Annotated in this window: 12 protein-coding genes and 2 pseudogenes; 4 read left to right on the forward strand and 10 right to left on the reverse strand. The window is 73.4% G+C overall.

Annotated features, from left to right (window positions below; genetic code table 11):
• Positions 1 to 62: 62 nt before the first annotated feature.
• On the forward strand, positions 63 to 509 hold the full coding sequence (locus DK389_RS14635; protein WP_109890623.1) for a hypothetical protein: 447 nt from the start codon (positions 63 to 65) through the stop codon (positions 507 to 509).
• Positions 510 to 514: 5 nt separating this feature from the next.
• On the opposite strand, the gene DK389_RS14640 is transcribed toward DK389_RS14635, so the two are convergent.
• Positions 515 to 694 carry a hypothetical protein gene (locus DK389_RS14640; RefSeq protein WP_418292034.1) on the reverse strand — a complete coding sequence of 60 codons (180 nt, stop codon included), beginning with the start codon at positions 692 to 694 and terminating at the stop codon, positions 515 to 517.
• Positions 695 to 936: 242 nt separating this feature from the next.
• On the opposite strand from DK389_RS14640, the gene fae reads away from it, so the two are divergent.
• The gene (gene fae / locus DK389_RS14645; RefSeq protein ID WP_109890627.1) at positions 937 to 1,476 is read left to right on the forward strand and encodes a formaldehyde-activating enzyme; all 540 of its coding nucleotides are present in this window, start codon (positions 937 to 939) and stop codon (positions 1,474 to 1,476) included.
• 74 nt (positions 1,477 to 1,550) lie between these two features.
• Here fae and DK389_RS14650 read toward each other — a convergent pair whose 3' ends face one another.
• The 4 genes from DK389_RS14650 to DK389_RS14660 are packed head-to-tail and all read right to left on the reverse strand — an operon-like array spanning position 1,551 to position 7,866.
• Positions 1,551 to 1,988 carry a hypothetical protein gene (locus DK389_RS14650; RefSeq protein ID WP_109890629.1) on the reverse strand — a complete coding sequence of 146 codons (438 nt, stop codon included), beginning with the start codon at positions 1,986 to 1,988 and terminating at the stop codon, positions 1,551 to 1,553.
• Positions 1,989 to 2,034: 46 nt separating this feature from the next.
• Positions 2,035 to 5,382, reverse strand: a complete 3,348-nt coding sequence (locus DK389_RS14655) for an error-prone DNA polymerase (RefSeq protein WP_236960879.1) — start codon at positions 5,380 to 5,382, stop codon at positions 2,035 to 2,037.
• Positions 5,379 to 7,127, reverse strand: coding sequence for a Y-family DNA polymerase (locus DK389_RS34255; RefSeq protein ID WP_236960880.1), 1,749 nt, complete (start codon positions 7,125 to 7,127; stop codon positions 5,379 to 5,381). The genes DK389_RS14655 and DK389_RS34255 overlap by 4 nt, the downstream gene beginning before the upstream one ends.
• Positions 7,054 to 7,866 carry an ImuA family protein gene (locus DK389_RS14660; protein WP_236960882.1) on the reverse strand — a complete coding sequence of 271 codons (813 nt, stop codon included), beginning with the start codon at positions 7,864 to 7,866 and terminating at the stop codon, positions 7,054 to 7,056. The genes DK389_RS34255 and DK389_RS14660 overlap by 74 nt, the downstream gene beginning before the upstream one ends.
• 250 nt (positions 7,867 to 8,116) lie before the next feature.
• Here DK389_RS14660 and DK389_RS14665 point away from each other — a divergent pair, with 250 nt between their 5' ends.
• Positions 8,117 to 9,016, forward strand: coding sequence for a collagen-like domain-containing protein (locus DK389_RS14665; RefSeq protein WP_109890633.1), 900 nt, complete (start codon positions 8,117 to 8,119; stop codon positions 9,014 to 9,016).
• 3 nt (positions 9,017 to 9,019) lie between these two features.
• Here the strand turns inward: DK389_RS14665 and DK389_RS35875 are convergent.
• Both DK389_RS35875 and DK389_RS14670 read right to left on the reverse strand, forming a co-directional pair.
• A pseudogene (locus DK389_RS35875) lies at positions 9,020 to 9,397 on the reverse strand (NAD(P)/FAD-dependent oxidoreductase); the annotation flags it as partial.
• Positions 9,307 to 10,236, reverse strand: a pseudogene (locus DK389_RS14670) (TIGR03862 family flavoprotein); the annotation flags it as partial. The pseudogenes DK389_RS35875 and DK389_RS14670, both read right to left, overlap by 91 nt.
• Positions 10,237 to 10,457: 221 nt before the next feature.
• Here DK389_RS14670 and DK389_RS14675 point away from each other — a divergent pair.
• Positions 10,458 to 11,495 carry a TerC family protein gene (locus tag DK389_RS14675; RefSeq protein WP_109890635.1) on the forward strand — a complete coding sequence of 346 codons (1,038 nt, stop codon included), beginning with the start codon at positions 10,458 to 10,460 and terminating at the stop codon, positions 11,493 to 11,495.
• Positions 11,496 to 11,530: 35 nt separating this feature from the next.
• Here the strand turns inward: DK389_RS14675 and DK389_RS14680 are convergent, their stop codons facing one another.
• Genes DK389_RS14680 through DK389_RS14690 form a run of 3 tightly spaced genes read right to left on the reverse strand, consistent with a single transcriptional unit; the run spans position 11,531 to position 13,765 of the window.
• Positions 11,531 to 12,244 carry a hypothetical protein gene (locus tag DK389_RS14680; RefSeq protein ID WP_162560651.1) on the reverse strand — a complete coding sequence of 238 codons (714 nt, stop codon included), beginning with the start codon at positions 12,242 to 12,244 and terminating at the stop codon, positions 11,531 to 11,533.
• A 46-nt stretch (positions 12,245 to 12,290) separates the two neighbouring features.
• The gene (locus tag DK389_RS14685; RefSeq protein ID WP_109890639.1) at positions 12,291 to 13,043 is read right to left on the reverse strand and encodes an N-acetylmuramoyl-L-alanine amidase; all 753 of its coding nucleotides are present in this window, start codon (positions 13,041 to 13,043) and stop codon (positions 12,291 to 12,293) included.
• A complete protein-coding gene (locus tag DK389_RS14690; protein WP_109890641.1) occupies positions 13,040 to 13,765 on the reverse strand; it encodes a TerB family tellurite resistance protein in 726 nt (241 codons plus the stop codon). The genes DK389_RS14685 and DK389_RS14690 overlap by 4 nt, the downstream gene beginning before the upstream one ends.
• Positions 13,766 to 13,886: the final 121 nt, after the last annotated feature.

Consider the following 13,886-nt stretch of genomic DNA (forward strand, 5'->3'; position numbering starts at 1 on the left):
GCCGGCCTGCGCTTGACCGCGCCCACGGCCCCGCTTCAATGCGCGGGCGAAGCGGGTGCGGGATGGCGATGACAGGCTTGCGGCTCATACCGGTTCTCGCCCTCGGCCTGTCGGTCGCGGGCTGCACCGGCTTCTCCTACATCTCGAAGACCTATGTGAGCCTGACGCCCCAGGTCGTCACGATCGGCTGCAACGATCCCTACGAGGTCTACGACCAGCGCCAGCAACGCCGGATGTTGATCGTCTCGAACGCCCTGCGGGAGGTGGCGGGCTGCGGCATCGGCGACCGCTACGCCGGGCGCGACCCCGCAGCGACCCGCACCGAGCGCTTCCGCCTCGCGGCCCGCACCTACCTCGACGAGACCGTGCGGGAGGATTGCCGCATCACCGGCGAGACCATCTTCACGGACCTGCAGACCGAGTTCGCCTACACCTGCGCGGGCCCGGTCGAGCCCCGCGGCACCCGGGTGCCGCGCCTGCCCGGCCGCCACGACGTCGGCGTGCGCTGAGCGTCCTATTCCCCGCTCGGCGGGTGCGGGAAGGTCCGCTCCATCGCGTCGCCGGCGGCGGCCATGAGCGCCCGGGCGAGGTTGCGCGCCTCGCCCCGGTCGAGATCTAGGATGGCGGTCAGAGGCCGGCCGTCGAGGTCGTTCAGGCCGAATTCGAGGCGGACCCCGTCCTCGGCCGCAGCCACCGACAAGCTCCAATCCCGGCTTCTGTCGCGGCTCCTCTCTGATCCGTTCATCGGCGGCGCGCCTCTTGGCCCACCGGGCCTGCCGGTGCCCGCCCTGCATGGCGCATCGCGCGCGGCCTGACCAGCGCCATCGGCGGCCGGCCGGAGCGGGCCGTCCCAAAATCGCATGGCTCGTCCGATTGACGCCCCGGCCGGCCCGGTGTTTCTGCGCCCTCGTCACAGACACGAGGGAATGTCACGCGATGTCCGAGATCTGGTTCCGCACGGGCGAGGCGACGGTGCTCGCCGCCGAAGGTCAGTACACGGACGCGATGCCCGAGGTGCTGATCGGCTCCACCCGCGGGCCGGCGGGGCAGGCCTTCGCCAACATGATGGGGCAGGTGCAGGGCCACACCCGCATGTTCGTGGTGCGCGACCTCAACCAACTCGTGCGCCCGGCCACGATGATGACCACCAAGGCCACGATCCACACGGCCGAGTACGTCGAGCTCCTCGGCGGGGTGGTGCAGGCGGCCACGGGCGACGCCATCGTCGATTGCATCATCGAGGGCGTCCTGCCGAAGGACGGGCTCGACGAACTCTGCATGATCATCATGATCTGGCTCGACCCGCGTTGCGCCGACGACCCGAACCTCGACCGCAAGGACCTCTATCGGACGAATTACGAGGCGACGAAGCTCGCCATCTCCCGCGCGCTCAAGGGCGAGCCCACGGTCGAGGAGCTGATCGCCAACCGGAAGACGGTGAAGCACTACGCTCTGGAAGACGTGATCGAGTATTGAGCGGGGCTCAGCGCGCCCGCAGCAGGGAGGTGCGGGCGTAGACCTGCCGGCGCCGTCGACAGGTCAAGAATTCCTCACCCCCGCGGGATGCGGCCCACCGAGCAGAGGGTGCGGATCGAGCCGGCGCTGTCGGTGTAGCAGCTCGCCGACCAGCCGTTCTGCTGGATGAAGGACTTGCGGCGCTCGGCGAGGGAGGCCTGGTAGGCCTTGGCCAGGATCGCCTGCACGGAGGCGGGCGACTCGCCGACGAGGAGCTGCGAGGCGATCGAGAGATCCTGGAAGAAGGCCGCCGACGGCGTCGGGTCGCCGGAGCTCGCCTGGACGATGGGCTCGGCCCGGCAGGTGAGATCGATCTTGATGCTGCCCGGCACCTTGATGTCGATGCTCGGCCCCGAGCGGCGCCCGACCTTGCCGCCGGTCGCCGCGGCGATCTGCTGGGCGAGCCCGTCGCATTCGTCGGCATAGGCCGAGAGGGGCGCGAGGAGGAGCAGGGCGAGCGCGAGTCGAAGCATGGCGGCACTCTACGCGGGCGCCGCCGCTTGTCGAGGTATCGCCTCCTCAGTGGAAATCCCGGCTGCGGTAGACCCGGCGGTCGAGGGGCGCGCCGAAATCGTTGGTTTCGGGCGGCAGCCGCATCCCACCCTCGCGCAGGAGCCGCAGCTCCTCCGTGAGGTCGCGGAAGCGCTCGGCGATCACGTGCACCACCTTGTGCTCGCCCGAGCCCTCCCGCTGCACGCGGCCGCGCACGGCGAGGAAGCGGGCGGTCATCGCCGCGCGCCGGTTCGCCTCGAAGACCTTTCGCCAGACGATCACGTTGGCGATGCCGGTCTCGTCCTCGAGCGTGAGGAAGACCACGCCCTTGGCCGTGCCTGGCCGCTGGCGTGTGAGGACAAGGCCCGCCACCGTGACCCGGCTGTTTAAGGGCAGCGCCTCGTCGAGATGGTCGCGGGCGGGGATCGCGCCGATCCGGGCGAGCCGCTCGCGGAAGAAGGCGATCGGGTGGCCCTTCAGCGAGAGGCCCGTCGCCGCGTAATCCTCCGCCACCTGCTCGCTCGGGGCGAGGGCGGGCAGCGCCACGGACGGCTCGTGCCGGAACAGGCCGTCATCGGCGTGGAAGGCGAAGAGGGGGAGCGGCGTCTCGAGGAGATGGGCCCGCCGGTCCGGCCCCGCCTCGGCCGCGGCCTTCGCGGCCCGGCGGGCGGCGGTGCCTTCCAGCGTGCGCACCATCCAGAGGGCGGCGCGCCGGTCGAGGTCGAGGGAGCGGAAGGCGTCGGCCTCGGCGAGCCGCTCCAGGGCGTTGCGGGGCAGCGCGAGGGCTGCCTGCAGGCCCTCGATGCTGGCGTAGCCGTTGCCGCGCGCCGCCACCAGCCGGCGCATCGCTGCCTCGGGCAGGCCGCTCACCTGCCGCAAGCCGATGCGCACGGCGAGCCGGCGCGGCCCGCCGGGGGGCGGCGGCTCGGAGGCCGGCTCCAAGGTGCAGTCCCAGTCGCTCGCGTTCACGTCCGGGCCCCGCACCTCGACGCCGTGGGCGCGGGCATCGCGCACGAGCTGGGCCGGCTGGTAGAAGCCCATCGGCTGCGCGTTGAGGATCGCGGCCAGGAAGACGTCCGGGTGGCGGCACTTCATCCAGGCCGATGCGTAGACGAGGAGGGCGAAGCTCGCCGCGTGGCTCTCGGGGAAGCCGTAGGTGGAGAAGCCCCGGATCTGCGCGAAGCAGCGCTCGGCGAAGTCCCGCGGGTAGCCGCGGCCCGTCATGCCGCCCACGAACTTCTCCTCGAAGGCGCCGATCGTGCCGACGTGCCGGAAGGTCGCCATGGCCCGGCGCAGGCCGTCGGCTTCCGCCGGGGTGAAGCCCGCCGCCGTGATGGCGATCTGCATGGCGTGCTCTTGGAAGAGTGGCACGCCGTAGGTCTTGTGCAGGACCGCGTGCAACTCGTCCGCCGGCCCGTGGGCCGGGTGGGGGGCAGGGTAGGTGACGGGCTCGGTCCCGGCGCGGCGACGCAGGTAGGGGTGAACCATGTCCCCCTGGATCGGGCCGGGCCGCACGATCGCGACCTGCACCACGAGATCGTAGAATTCCCTGGGCTTCAGGCGCGGCAGCATCGACATCTGCGCCCGGCTCTCGACCTGGAACACGCCGACGGAATCGGCCCGCGACAGCATGGTGTAGACGCTCCCGTCCTCCTGCGGCAGGTCGGCGAGCGTCGGGTAGGCGTGGCCGTAATCCCGCTCCAGGAAGGCGAGGCCGCGCTTCAGGCAGGAGAGCATGCCGAGCGCCAGCACGTCGACCTTCATCAGGTCGAGCACGTCGATGTCGTCCTTGTCCCACTCGATGAAGGTGCGATCGGGCATGGCGGCGTTGCAGACCGGCACCGTCTCGTCGAGGCGCCCGCGGGTCAGCACGAAGCCGCCGACGTGCTGCGAGAGGTGGCGGGGGAAGCCGATCAGCGCGACCGCGAGGTCGACCGCCCGCCGGATCGCGGGGTTCCCCGGGTCGAGCCCGGCCTCCGCGACGTGGCTGTCCGGCAGGTCCTTGCCCCAGGAGCCCCAGACCGTCTCGGAGAGGGCGGCGGTGATGTCCTCGGTCAGCCCCAGCACCTTGCCGACCTCGCGGATCGCCGAGCGCGGCCGGTAGTGGATCACCGTGGAGCAGATCGCGGCGCGCTCGCGGCCATACTTGCCGTAGAGGTACTGGATCACCTCCTCGCGGCGCTCGTGCTCGAAATCGACGTCGATGTCGGGGGGCTCGTCCCGGTTCTCGGAGATGAAGCGGGCGAACAGCAGCCGGTGCTTGGCCGGATCGACCGCGGTGATGCCGAGGCAGTAGCAGACGGCGGAATTCGCCGCCGAGCCGCGTCCCTGGCAGAGGATGCCCCGGTCGCGGGCGAATTCCACGAGGTCGAACAGGGTGAGGAAGTAGCGGGCATAGCCCATCGTCGCGATGAGGCGCAGTTCCTCCCGCAAGGTCGCCTCGACGGTCTCCGGGACGCCCTCGGGGAAGCGCCAGAGCGCTCGCTCGAAGGTCTTCTCCTCCAGGTAGCCTTGCGCCGTCCGGCCCGGCGGCACCGGCTCGTCGGGGTATTCGTAGGTCAGCTGGCCGAGGGAGAAATCGCAGGCCTCCACGATCTCGAGTGTGCGCGCCAGCGCCTGCGGATGGTCGGCGAAGAGCCGGGCCATCTCGGGCCCCGGCTTCAGGTGGCGCTCGGCGTTGGCCTCCAGCCGGTAGCCGGCCTCGGTGATCCGGCAGCCCTCGCGGATGCAGGTCACCACGTCCTGGAGCGGGCGCCGTTCCGGATGGTGGTAGAGCGCGTCCGAGACCGCGACGAGGGGCGCGCCGAGCCGTTCGCCGAGTTCGGCCAGGAGCCCGAGACGGGCCCGCTCGTCGCCGCGCCGGGCATGAGCGCCGCCGAGATAGGTCCGGCCGGGCGCCGCGGCGGCGAGCGCCTCAAGATGGGCGGCGAAGCCCTTGCCCGGCGTGAGGCGCCGCCCGGGCGGCATCGCGATGAAGATCTGGCCCTCGGCCGCCTCCAGCATCTCGGTGAAACCGAACCGGCATTCGCCCTTGCGCGCGCGCCGGTTGCCGGCCGAGAGTAGCCGGCAGAGCCGGCCGTAGGCCGCCCGGTCCATCGGGTAGGTGATCGCCTCGAAGCCCTCCTCGCTGACGAGGCGGACCCCCGGCAGGAAGCGGATCTTCCACCGCTCCGGCTCGTCCGGGTCCCGCGGTGTCGCGGGCTTCACCCGGGCGGTCGCATGGGCCCGCACCAGCCCCGACACCGTGTTGCGGTCGGCGATGCCGATGGCCGCGAGCCCGTAGGCCATCGCCTGCTCCACGTATTCCTGCGGGTGCGAGGCGCCGCGCAGGAAAGAGAAGTTCGTGGAAACGGCGAGTTCAGCGTAGGCGCTCACGCGAACAGCCCGTGCACGAACCAGCCCGCCGGCTCGCCGGGGGCGTGGGCGCCGTCCCGGTAGAGCCAGAACCGGCGCCCGGATTCGCACTCGACCACGTAGTAGTCGCGCGTCCTGTCCGGGCCGGTCTTGCCGGGACTCCGCCACCATTCGGGCGCGATCCGCTCCGGCCCCTCCGCGTGGGCGACCCGGTGCAACCGCCGCCGCCAGCGGAACCGCTCCGGCGGTCCTTCCGGCGCCAGCGCGATCACCTCCTCGGCCGCTTCGCTGCGCTCGAACAGGACGAGGGGGCGCGGGCGCAGGCCCTCCTCCGGGCCGGGCCAGTGCAGGATGACGCGGGTAACGGGCTCGGGATCCCCATGCCCGCCCGAGCGCGGTGGAAGGATGGATCGGACGGCGCGCCGCGCCCCCTCTCCCGTTCGGGAGAGGGTCGGGGTGAGGGGTGCGACCTCTCCGGAAAGGTCGCACCCCTCACCCGGTGCGCTGGCGCGCACGCGCCCTCTCCCGAACGGGAGAGGTGTCCCGCGTGCCATCACCCCTCCCCAGGGCACCAGTACGTCCGCCCGCTCCGGGAGGTGGCTCTCGCGCGCCTCCAGGCGGATCACCCGGCGGCCGAGGCGCTGGCCGAGGGCGTCGGCGAGGCGGGCGAGTGCGGTGGTCTCCGGCTCGGCGAGACGCGCGAGAGCACCTTGTCGGGCCGGCATCGCGCCCGTGCCCGTCACGTCGAGGCGCACGGTCTCGAAGCCGAAGCCCGCGTCGAGCTCGGGCCCGAGCCGCTCAAGGCGCAGGCGCAGCAGGCGGCCGACATGCTCCGGGCAGCGGGTCGGCTCGGCGAGGCCGAGATCGAGACGGCGCACGGCATCGTCGACCCGGTGCAGGCTGAGGCGCAGGGCGCAGGCCCCGAGCCCGTCCGCCGCGAGACGCGGCGCGATCTCCCCCATCAGCCGCTGCGCGGTCACGACGATCGTCTCCTGCCGGCCGATCGGTTCGAGGAAGCCGCGGGCCGCGCCGTAGCTGACCGCCTCGCCGAGGGGGGCGAGGGGCTCGGGGCGCAAGCCCAGCGCCTGGTCGAGCCGGGTGATCAGCGCCTCCCCGAAGCGGCGGGCGAGCGGCGCGCGGGCCGCGTCCGCCAGGGCCCCGATCCGGCGCAGGCCGAGGCGCTTCAGCGCCGCCACCGTCTCCGGTTCGAGCCGCAGCGCCTCGACGGGCAGCGCCCGCAGGGAAACGGCATTCGCCCCCGGCGCCACGACGGTGCCGTCCCGCCCGTGGCGGGCCAGCGCGAAGGCGGCGCCGGGCGTGTCGGCGAGCGCGAGGCGGGCAGGAATCCCGTGGGCGGCGAGGCGGCCGGCGATGTCGGCCATCAGCCCCGCCTCGCCGCCGAGGAGGTGGCTCGCCCCCGCCACGTCGAGGAACAGGCCCTCGCCCCCCTCCGCCGCCCCGAAGGCAGCGACGAGGGGCGTGTAGCGCTGTGCCCAGAGGCAGAGCCGGACGAGGGCGGCGGCGTCGGCCTCCGGATCGGCCGGGTGGACCTTGAGCGGCGTGCCGATCCGGGCCTGCACGCGGCCGAGCGGCTCGCCTGGGCGCAGGCCGAGCGCGTGGGCGCGGGCATCGACCGCCGTCAGGCGCAGGCCCCCGGATCCCAGGGCTGCGACGGCCATTGGCAGCCCGTCGTCAGGCTCCCGCAAGGCGCGCCGCAGGCGGGTGACCGGCCAGTGCGTCAGGCAGACCGAAACGATGCGCGGCATGATCCCACTCCAACAGCCACGTGCCCGGCCGCCCGTTGCGGCAGCGGTCGAGATGCGCCCGCCAGCGCGGGCCGGCGAGGCAGCCGAAGCGGTCCCGGGCCGCCCCGCCCGCGGCGATCCGCCAACGGGTCGCCGCGCCGTTCGGCGCCTCGGCGCGGGCCGGGCGCAGGATCAGGAGGAGGGGCCCCGCGGCCTCGGCGGCGAGTTGCAGGCGCCGCCCCTGCTTCAGGGACAGGCCGTCCCCGACGAACCCGGCGAGCGCCGGCAGGCTGCCCGCCCGCAGAGCCTCCTCCAAGGCGAGGTAGACCTCCGCGTCGCTGCCCGCCTCCAGGAGGAGGACGCGGCCCGGATCGAGCCCGAGCCCGGCGAGCCCGTGCCCGTAGGGCGTCGGATGGCCGGGGGCGACGACGAGGAGGGCTTCGCCCGCTGCCCGGTCGAGGCGGCGGGCGAGAAGGGCGAGGCCGAAGCCGAGGGCGCAGGGCTCGTCGCCCTCGGCCATCGGGGCGATCTCGTGGGCGCGGCCGAGGCGCAGGCCCCCGCCGGGAAGATGCGCGTCGACCGGTCCCACGCCGAAGGGCAGGACGGCGGAGCCGTGCCGATCCGGCTCCGATCCGGCCGTCGCGATCCCGCGCAGGGCCGCGCGGGCCGCGGCGTGGCGGGTGGCTCTGTCGGGCGGCTCGGCCTCCGGAGCGCCGTCGGCGCGCGCGTCTCCGTCCGGTTCCTCATGCGACCGCTCCATCCTGCACCGGCTCCGACTGTGCGGCCACGATAAGAACAAAACAGGAACAATCTCAACCGGTTTCCGACGCCTCACGATTTTCCGTGCACCCCCATGGCTTTGGCCTGTGGAGAGGTGTGGACGGCTGTGGATTAGCGGGGACTCGGGATGCGGCCGGAGGCCCCGGAGACAGGGTTGACCCCGCCGCTCGGGGGGCGGCAATGTCCCCCGCCCGCCCGAACGGGGTGCGGATCACTCGGGGGGAACGTCCATGCGCATCGCTCGCGTCGCCACGGCCCTGGCGGGCCTGCTTCCGCTTGCCTGCACGCCGCCCGTCCTCGCCCAGCCGCTGGATCAGCCGGCGACGCAGGCCGCGCCCGCCACGCCCGCCCGCCCGGCGCGCGCCGCCCGTCGACCCCAGGCGCCGAGCCAGCCCATCATGGTCTACGACGCCCGCATCGAGGCGGGGGACCTGCGCATCTCCGGCTCCGTGCGCAAGGGCGGCGCCGTGGTGGTGATGGACGACGACATCTCGGTGATGGCCGACCGGCGCGGCCGCTTCGTCTTCCGGCTGCCCTATCGTCCGGCGACCTGCGTGGCGACCCTCAAGGCGGAGGAGGACGAGCGCGAGGTGGTGGTGGCCAATTGCGCCCCCGAAGGCCCGGCGGGTCCCCAGGGCGAGCCCGGCCCGACGGGGCCGCAGGGCATGGCGGGGCTGCAGGGGCCCGCCGGCCCGCAGGGCGAAGCTGGCGCGAAAGGCGAGACGGGCCCCAAGGGCGAGGCCGGTCCCAAGGGCGAGGCCGGTCCCAAGGGAGAGGCCGGTCCCAAGGGCGAGACGGGTGCGCGCGGAGAGGCCGGTCCCACGGGCGAGGCGGGCCTGCGCGGAGAGCCCGGCGCCCAGGGCGCGCCCGGCCAGCCGGGTCCCCGCGGCGAACCGGGGGCCGCGGCCTCGACGGCCAGCACCTCCGCCCCCGCGCCGTTCCGGACGGTGCGCACGGAATCCTGTTCGCCCGAGGGCTGCAAGCTCGCCTGCGAGGCGGGCGAGGTCTTCGTCTCGGCCTATTGCCTGAAGGGCGGCAACCCGGTCTTCACGCCGATCGCCGGGGGCACGGCGAGCGCTGCCTGCCCGTCCGACGCCGCCGGCATGGTCGGCTTCTGCGCGCGGTTGTGAGGTTCACGCCGCCCGCAGCCAGTCGAGCATCCCGGTCGCCGCCGCCCGCCCGCTCGCGAAGGCGCCCTGCAGGAGGTAGCCGCCGGTCGGAGCCTCCCAGTCGAGCATCTCGCCGGCCACGAACAGGCCGGGCCGGGCTCGCAGCATGAAGCCCGGATCGAGGGCGGAGGCCTCGACGCCGCCGGCCGTCGAGATCGCCTGCTCGACCGGCCGCATCGCGGTGAGCCGCAGGGGGCAGCCTTGATCAGCGCGGCAAGGTCCGGCGCAGCCGCGGGCAGGGCGGGGCCGGCCGCCTCCCGCAGCAATCCGGCCGCGACGGGCGCGAGTCCCGCCGCTTTGCGCAGGCGCGTCGCCGTGGATTGCCCAGGCCTTCCCGCCCCGAGGCGGGCGGCGAGGGCCACTTCGGTCAGGTCCGGCCGCAGGTCGAGGACGAGGCGGGCCTCGCCCCGCGCCCGGATCGCCTCCCGCAGGACCCGCGACAGGGCGTAGACGGCCCCGCCCTCGATGCCCTCGGCCGTGATCACGGCCTCCCCCCGCACCGTCTCGCCCTCGGCGCGGAGGGCGACGCGCTTCAGGGGCTCGCCCGCGAAACGCTCCCGGAACAGTTTGGACCACGCCACCGAGAAGCCCGCATTGGCCGGCCGCAATTCCGAGACCGGCACGCCGAGCCCTTCGAGGAGCGGCACCCAGGCCCCGTCCGAGCCGAGGCGCGGCCAGCTCGCCCCGCCGAGCGCCAGCAGGGCGGCGCGCGGGCGCAGGGTGAGAGGCCCCTCCGGCGCCTCGAAGGCGAGGCCGCCGTCCAACAGGCCCACCAGCCGGTGCCGGGTCCGGATCGTCACGCCGAGGCGGCCGAGCCGGGCGAGCCACGCCCGCAGCAGCGGCGAGGCCTTGAAGCTTTTCGGAAACACACGCCCGCTCGATCCGACGAAGGTCGGCTCGCCGAGCCCCTCGCACCATGCCCGGAGGGAATCGGGCGGGAAGGTCCCGATCGCTTGCCCGAGACTGCCGGGCGGATGGTAGCGGGCCAGGAAGGCGGGCAGCGGCTCGCTGTGGGTGAGGTTGAGCCCGCCGCGCCCCGCGATCAGGAGCTTGCGCCCGACCGAGGGCATCCGGTCGAGGACCGTGACGGCGTGCCCGGCCTCCGCCAGAACCTCCGCCGCCGCGAGCCCCGCCGGCCCGCCGCCGACGATCACGAGTGTCTGATCCGCACGGGTGTCCATGCGATGGGGAAGGGGCCGGGGAGGCGGCGCTGTCAACTGCTATCCGTCCCCAGAGCGCTGAATGGGCGGTCGAGCCGTTGCCACCGCCGCCCTTGACTCACCCCTGCCCCGTCCCCAACTCGCCAGGATCGGCTGCGGGCCCCTCTGACGGGACGCATTCTTGATGCTTCCGTGATGTCGGAGCCGATGCTCTCCCTCAAGAAGCATCACGGGTCCGGCGGATGGTCGATTTCCTGTACATCGTGTGGCTCGGCAAGCCGGTCTGGGTATGGCTCGGCTTCCACGCCCTGATCCTCGGGCTGCTCGCCTTCGACCTCGGCCTCCTCCACCGCGACAAGAACCACGAGATCGGCGTCAAGGAGAGCCTCGGGCTCACCGCCTTCTACCTCACCCTCGGCCTGATCTTCGGCGGCTGGGTCTGGTGGTATTTCGGCCCACAGGCGGGCCAGGAATACGTGGCCGGCCTCGTCGTCGAGAAGTCGCTGTCGATGGACAACGTCTTCGTGATCGCGGTCATCCTGTCGGCGCTCGGCATCCCGCGCGCCGCCCAGCACCGGGTGCTGGTCTGGGGTATCCTCGCCGCGATCCTGCTGCGGGGCCTGATGATCGGGCTCGGCGCCGCCCTCGTCCACCAGGCGGCCTGGGTGCTCTCGCTGTTTGCCGCCTTCCTGATCTATGCCGGCCTCAAGATGCTCCTCTCGAAGGAGGAGGACGAGGGCGACGTCCAGGACAACGCCGCCGTGCGCTGGCTGCGCAAGCGGCTGCGCATCACGCCCGAATTGCACGGCCAGCGCTTCGTGGTGCGGCAGCCTCACCCGCAGAGCGGCAAGCCGGTCCTGTGGCTCACCCCGCTCGCCCTCGCCCTCGTCCTCGTCAACGGCGCCGACGTGATCTTCGCCGTCGACAGCGTGCCGGCGATCTTCGCCATCACCACCGACACCTTCGTGGTCTACACCTCGAACATCTTCGCGATCCTGGGGCTGCGCGCCCTCTACTTCGCGCTCGCCGCGATGGTGGAGCGCTTCGCCTACCTGAAGACCGCGCTCGCCTTCATCCTGATCTTCATCGGCGCCAAGATCGTCGTGGCCGACACGTTCGAGCTGGTCGATGTCCCGCCGTGGGTATCGCTCGTCGTGACCCTGGTGCTGCTCTTCGCCGGCATCGCCTACAGCCTCTGGCGCACCCGCGGCGAGGCGAAGGCGGAGGCGAACGAGGCGGAAGCGATCGAACGCGAGGCGCAGATGCACGGCCGGGCCTGACGGCGGGCCGGGGCGCGAGGAGCCGGGATCCGCCCTCAATCGCCGCGTCGATAGAGCCCCGAGAAGCTCACGTTCATGCCGCCGCAGGCGCTGTTGCTCTCCACGGCCAGGATCGGCGGCAGCAGGCGCATCCGGACGCTGCAGGAGAATTCCTCCGCGTCGTAGGCGCCGATCACGCCCTGCTCCCCGTCCGTGAACACCAGGGCCGATCCTTCCGGCCGGATCGTGACCGAGAAGGAGCCCATGTTGACGGCGCCGCGCCTGACCCGGTCGGGGTCCTGCGCACCGTAGGTGGCATCGCCCTCCACCGTCAGGGACTGGCCGGAGCGCCGGATCGCGATGGTCTGCTCGGGCCCGCTCGTCCAGCGGCCGGTCCAGGCATCGAGATCCGGTGCCGCCGCCGGCGACTCCGTGAGCGCGGCGCGCGGCAGCCAGCCGGAGCGCGTCGCGCCCTTGGCGCCGAGATAGGTCGCGCAGGCGAAGGCCCCGCTCGTCCCGCTCACCACCACCGGATTGCCAGCCACCAGATAGGCTCTCTCCCGGCAGGCGGGCGCCAGGCTCGGGCAGGCCGCATCCGCCTCGCCGGATTTGAGGAAGTTGACCCGGTCCGGCCCCGTCACGGTCGCGAGAGAAAGGGGCTTTGCAAGATCGATCCGGACCGCGCACTCCGTCGCCCAGGCCGGGGTGGTGAGAAGCAGGGCGGCCGTGCACAGGGTGGCGCTACGGGCTGACCCGGGTCTCGACGGCATGGACGATCTCCCCCTTCGAGGCCGCTGCGGGCCGCGTGCCTCGCCGTCAGCCCGGCAGGGCGGCGATGAGATCGCGCAGGGTCGTGATTGTCGAGGCGTCGGCGACGCCGTCCACGCGCGCCTGCCGGAAATGGCGCTGGAAGGCGGTCACGACCGCGTGGGTGCGGGTGTCGAACCGGCCCGTCACGGGCAGGTCGTAGCCGTAGAGGCCGAGCATCGCCTGCAGCGCCTCGATCGGCTGGCCCGCATCGCCCCGGGCGAAGAAGCGCCCGTCCCGGATCGGCGCCGCCGGCACGTGGTGGCCGAGGCCGGCGCGGGCGAGCCGGTCCCAGGGGAAGACCTCGCCCGGATCCTCCTTGCGCTCCGGCGCAACGTCCGAGTGGGCGAGCACGCGCTCGGGCGGGATGCGCCAGCGCGCGGCGATGTCGCGCCCCAGCGCGATCACCGTCTCGATCTGCGCGTCCGGATAGGGCGGCAGCCCGCCGACATGGCCCGGATGGGCGATCTCGATGCCGATGGAGCGCGAGTTGATGTCGCGCTCGCCCTTCCAGGCGCCGGCGCCCGCGTGCCAGGCGCGGCGGCCTTCCGGCACCATCTGCACCGCGCGCCCGCCCTCGAACACGAAGTAATGGGCCGAGACCTCCGCCACCGGGTTCGCGAGGCGCTGCAGCGCCTCGTGCGCCGTCTCCATGCCTGTGTAATGCAGGATCAGCAGGTCGGGCGGCGGGCCCTGCCGCGCGCCGTGGTTCGGCGAGGGCACGACGGCCGTCGCGACCGGGCTCTCGGGGGCGGCGCTCACCGCAGGCCCCGCTCGGCCGCAATCCGGTCGTAGGCGGCGTTGATGGCGGCGAGCCGGCGGTCGGCGATTGCCACCGCCTCGGGCGGCAGGCCGCGGGCGATGGCCCGGTCCGGGTGGGATTCGGCCACCAGCTTGCGGTGGCGTGCCTTCACCGCGGCATCGTCCGCGGCCGCGTCGAGGCCGAGGACGAGATAGGCGTCGCCCGCGAGCGTCACGTGGCGCGCCTCGATGCGCCGGAACTCGGCCTCGCCGAGGCCGAAGATCTCGGCCACCGACCGCAGGTAGCGCTCCTCCGCCTCGTGCAGGGCGCCGTCCGCCTTGGCGATGTGGAACAGGCCGTCGAGCACGTCCTCAAGCAGCGCCGGCTCCTCGCGGAAGGCGGTGGCCATCTGCCGGGCATAGGCTTCGAAGCCGCTCGTCGTCGCCTTGGCGAGGTCGAACAGACGCTCGACGCCCGCCCGCGCCTCGGGGGCGACCTGCACGACCTTGCCGAAGGCCTCCACCTCGGAGGGCGTCACCACCCCGTCCGACTTCGCCATCTTGGCGGCGAGCGCCACGAGGCCCGTGGTGAAGACGACGTCGCGGGGCGTCGCGCCGAACAGCGCGCCCTCCCGGTCGACGAGGAAGTGGCCGGCGACGCCCCCGATCAGCGCGCCGAGCGGCCCGCCGATCGCCATGCCGAGCCCGACGCCGCCGAGCTTGCCCCAGATCCCCGAACTCATCGGCGACCCCGCGGGGGAGGGGAGGGGGCTCTGGGGAGACGGTCGGGCGGGATCATCGGGAGGGGAGGGGGTCCGGATGCGGCGTCGCCGGGAGGGGGCCGGCGCTCGGGTGGCGCACGGG

The organism is Methylobacterium durans (genome assembly GCF_003173715.1).
In the GTDB taxonomy this organism is placed as follows: domain Bacteria; phylum Pseudomonadota; class Alphaproteobacteria; order Rhizobiales; family Beijerinckiaceae; genus Methylobacterium; species Methylobacterium durans.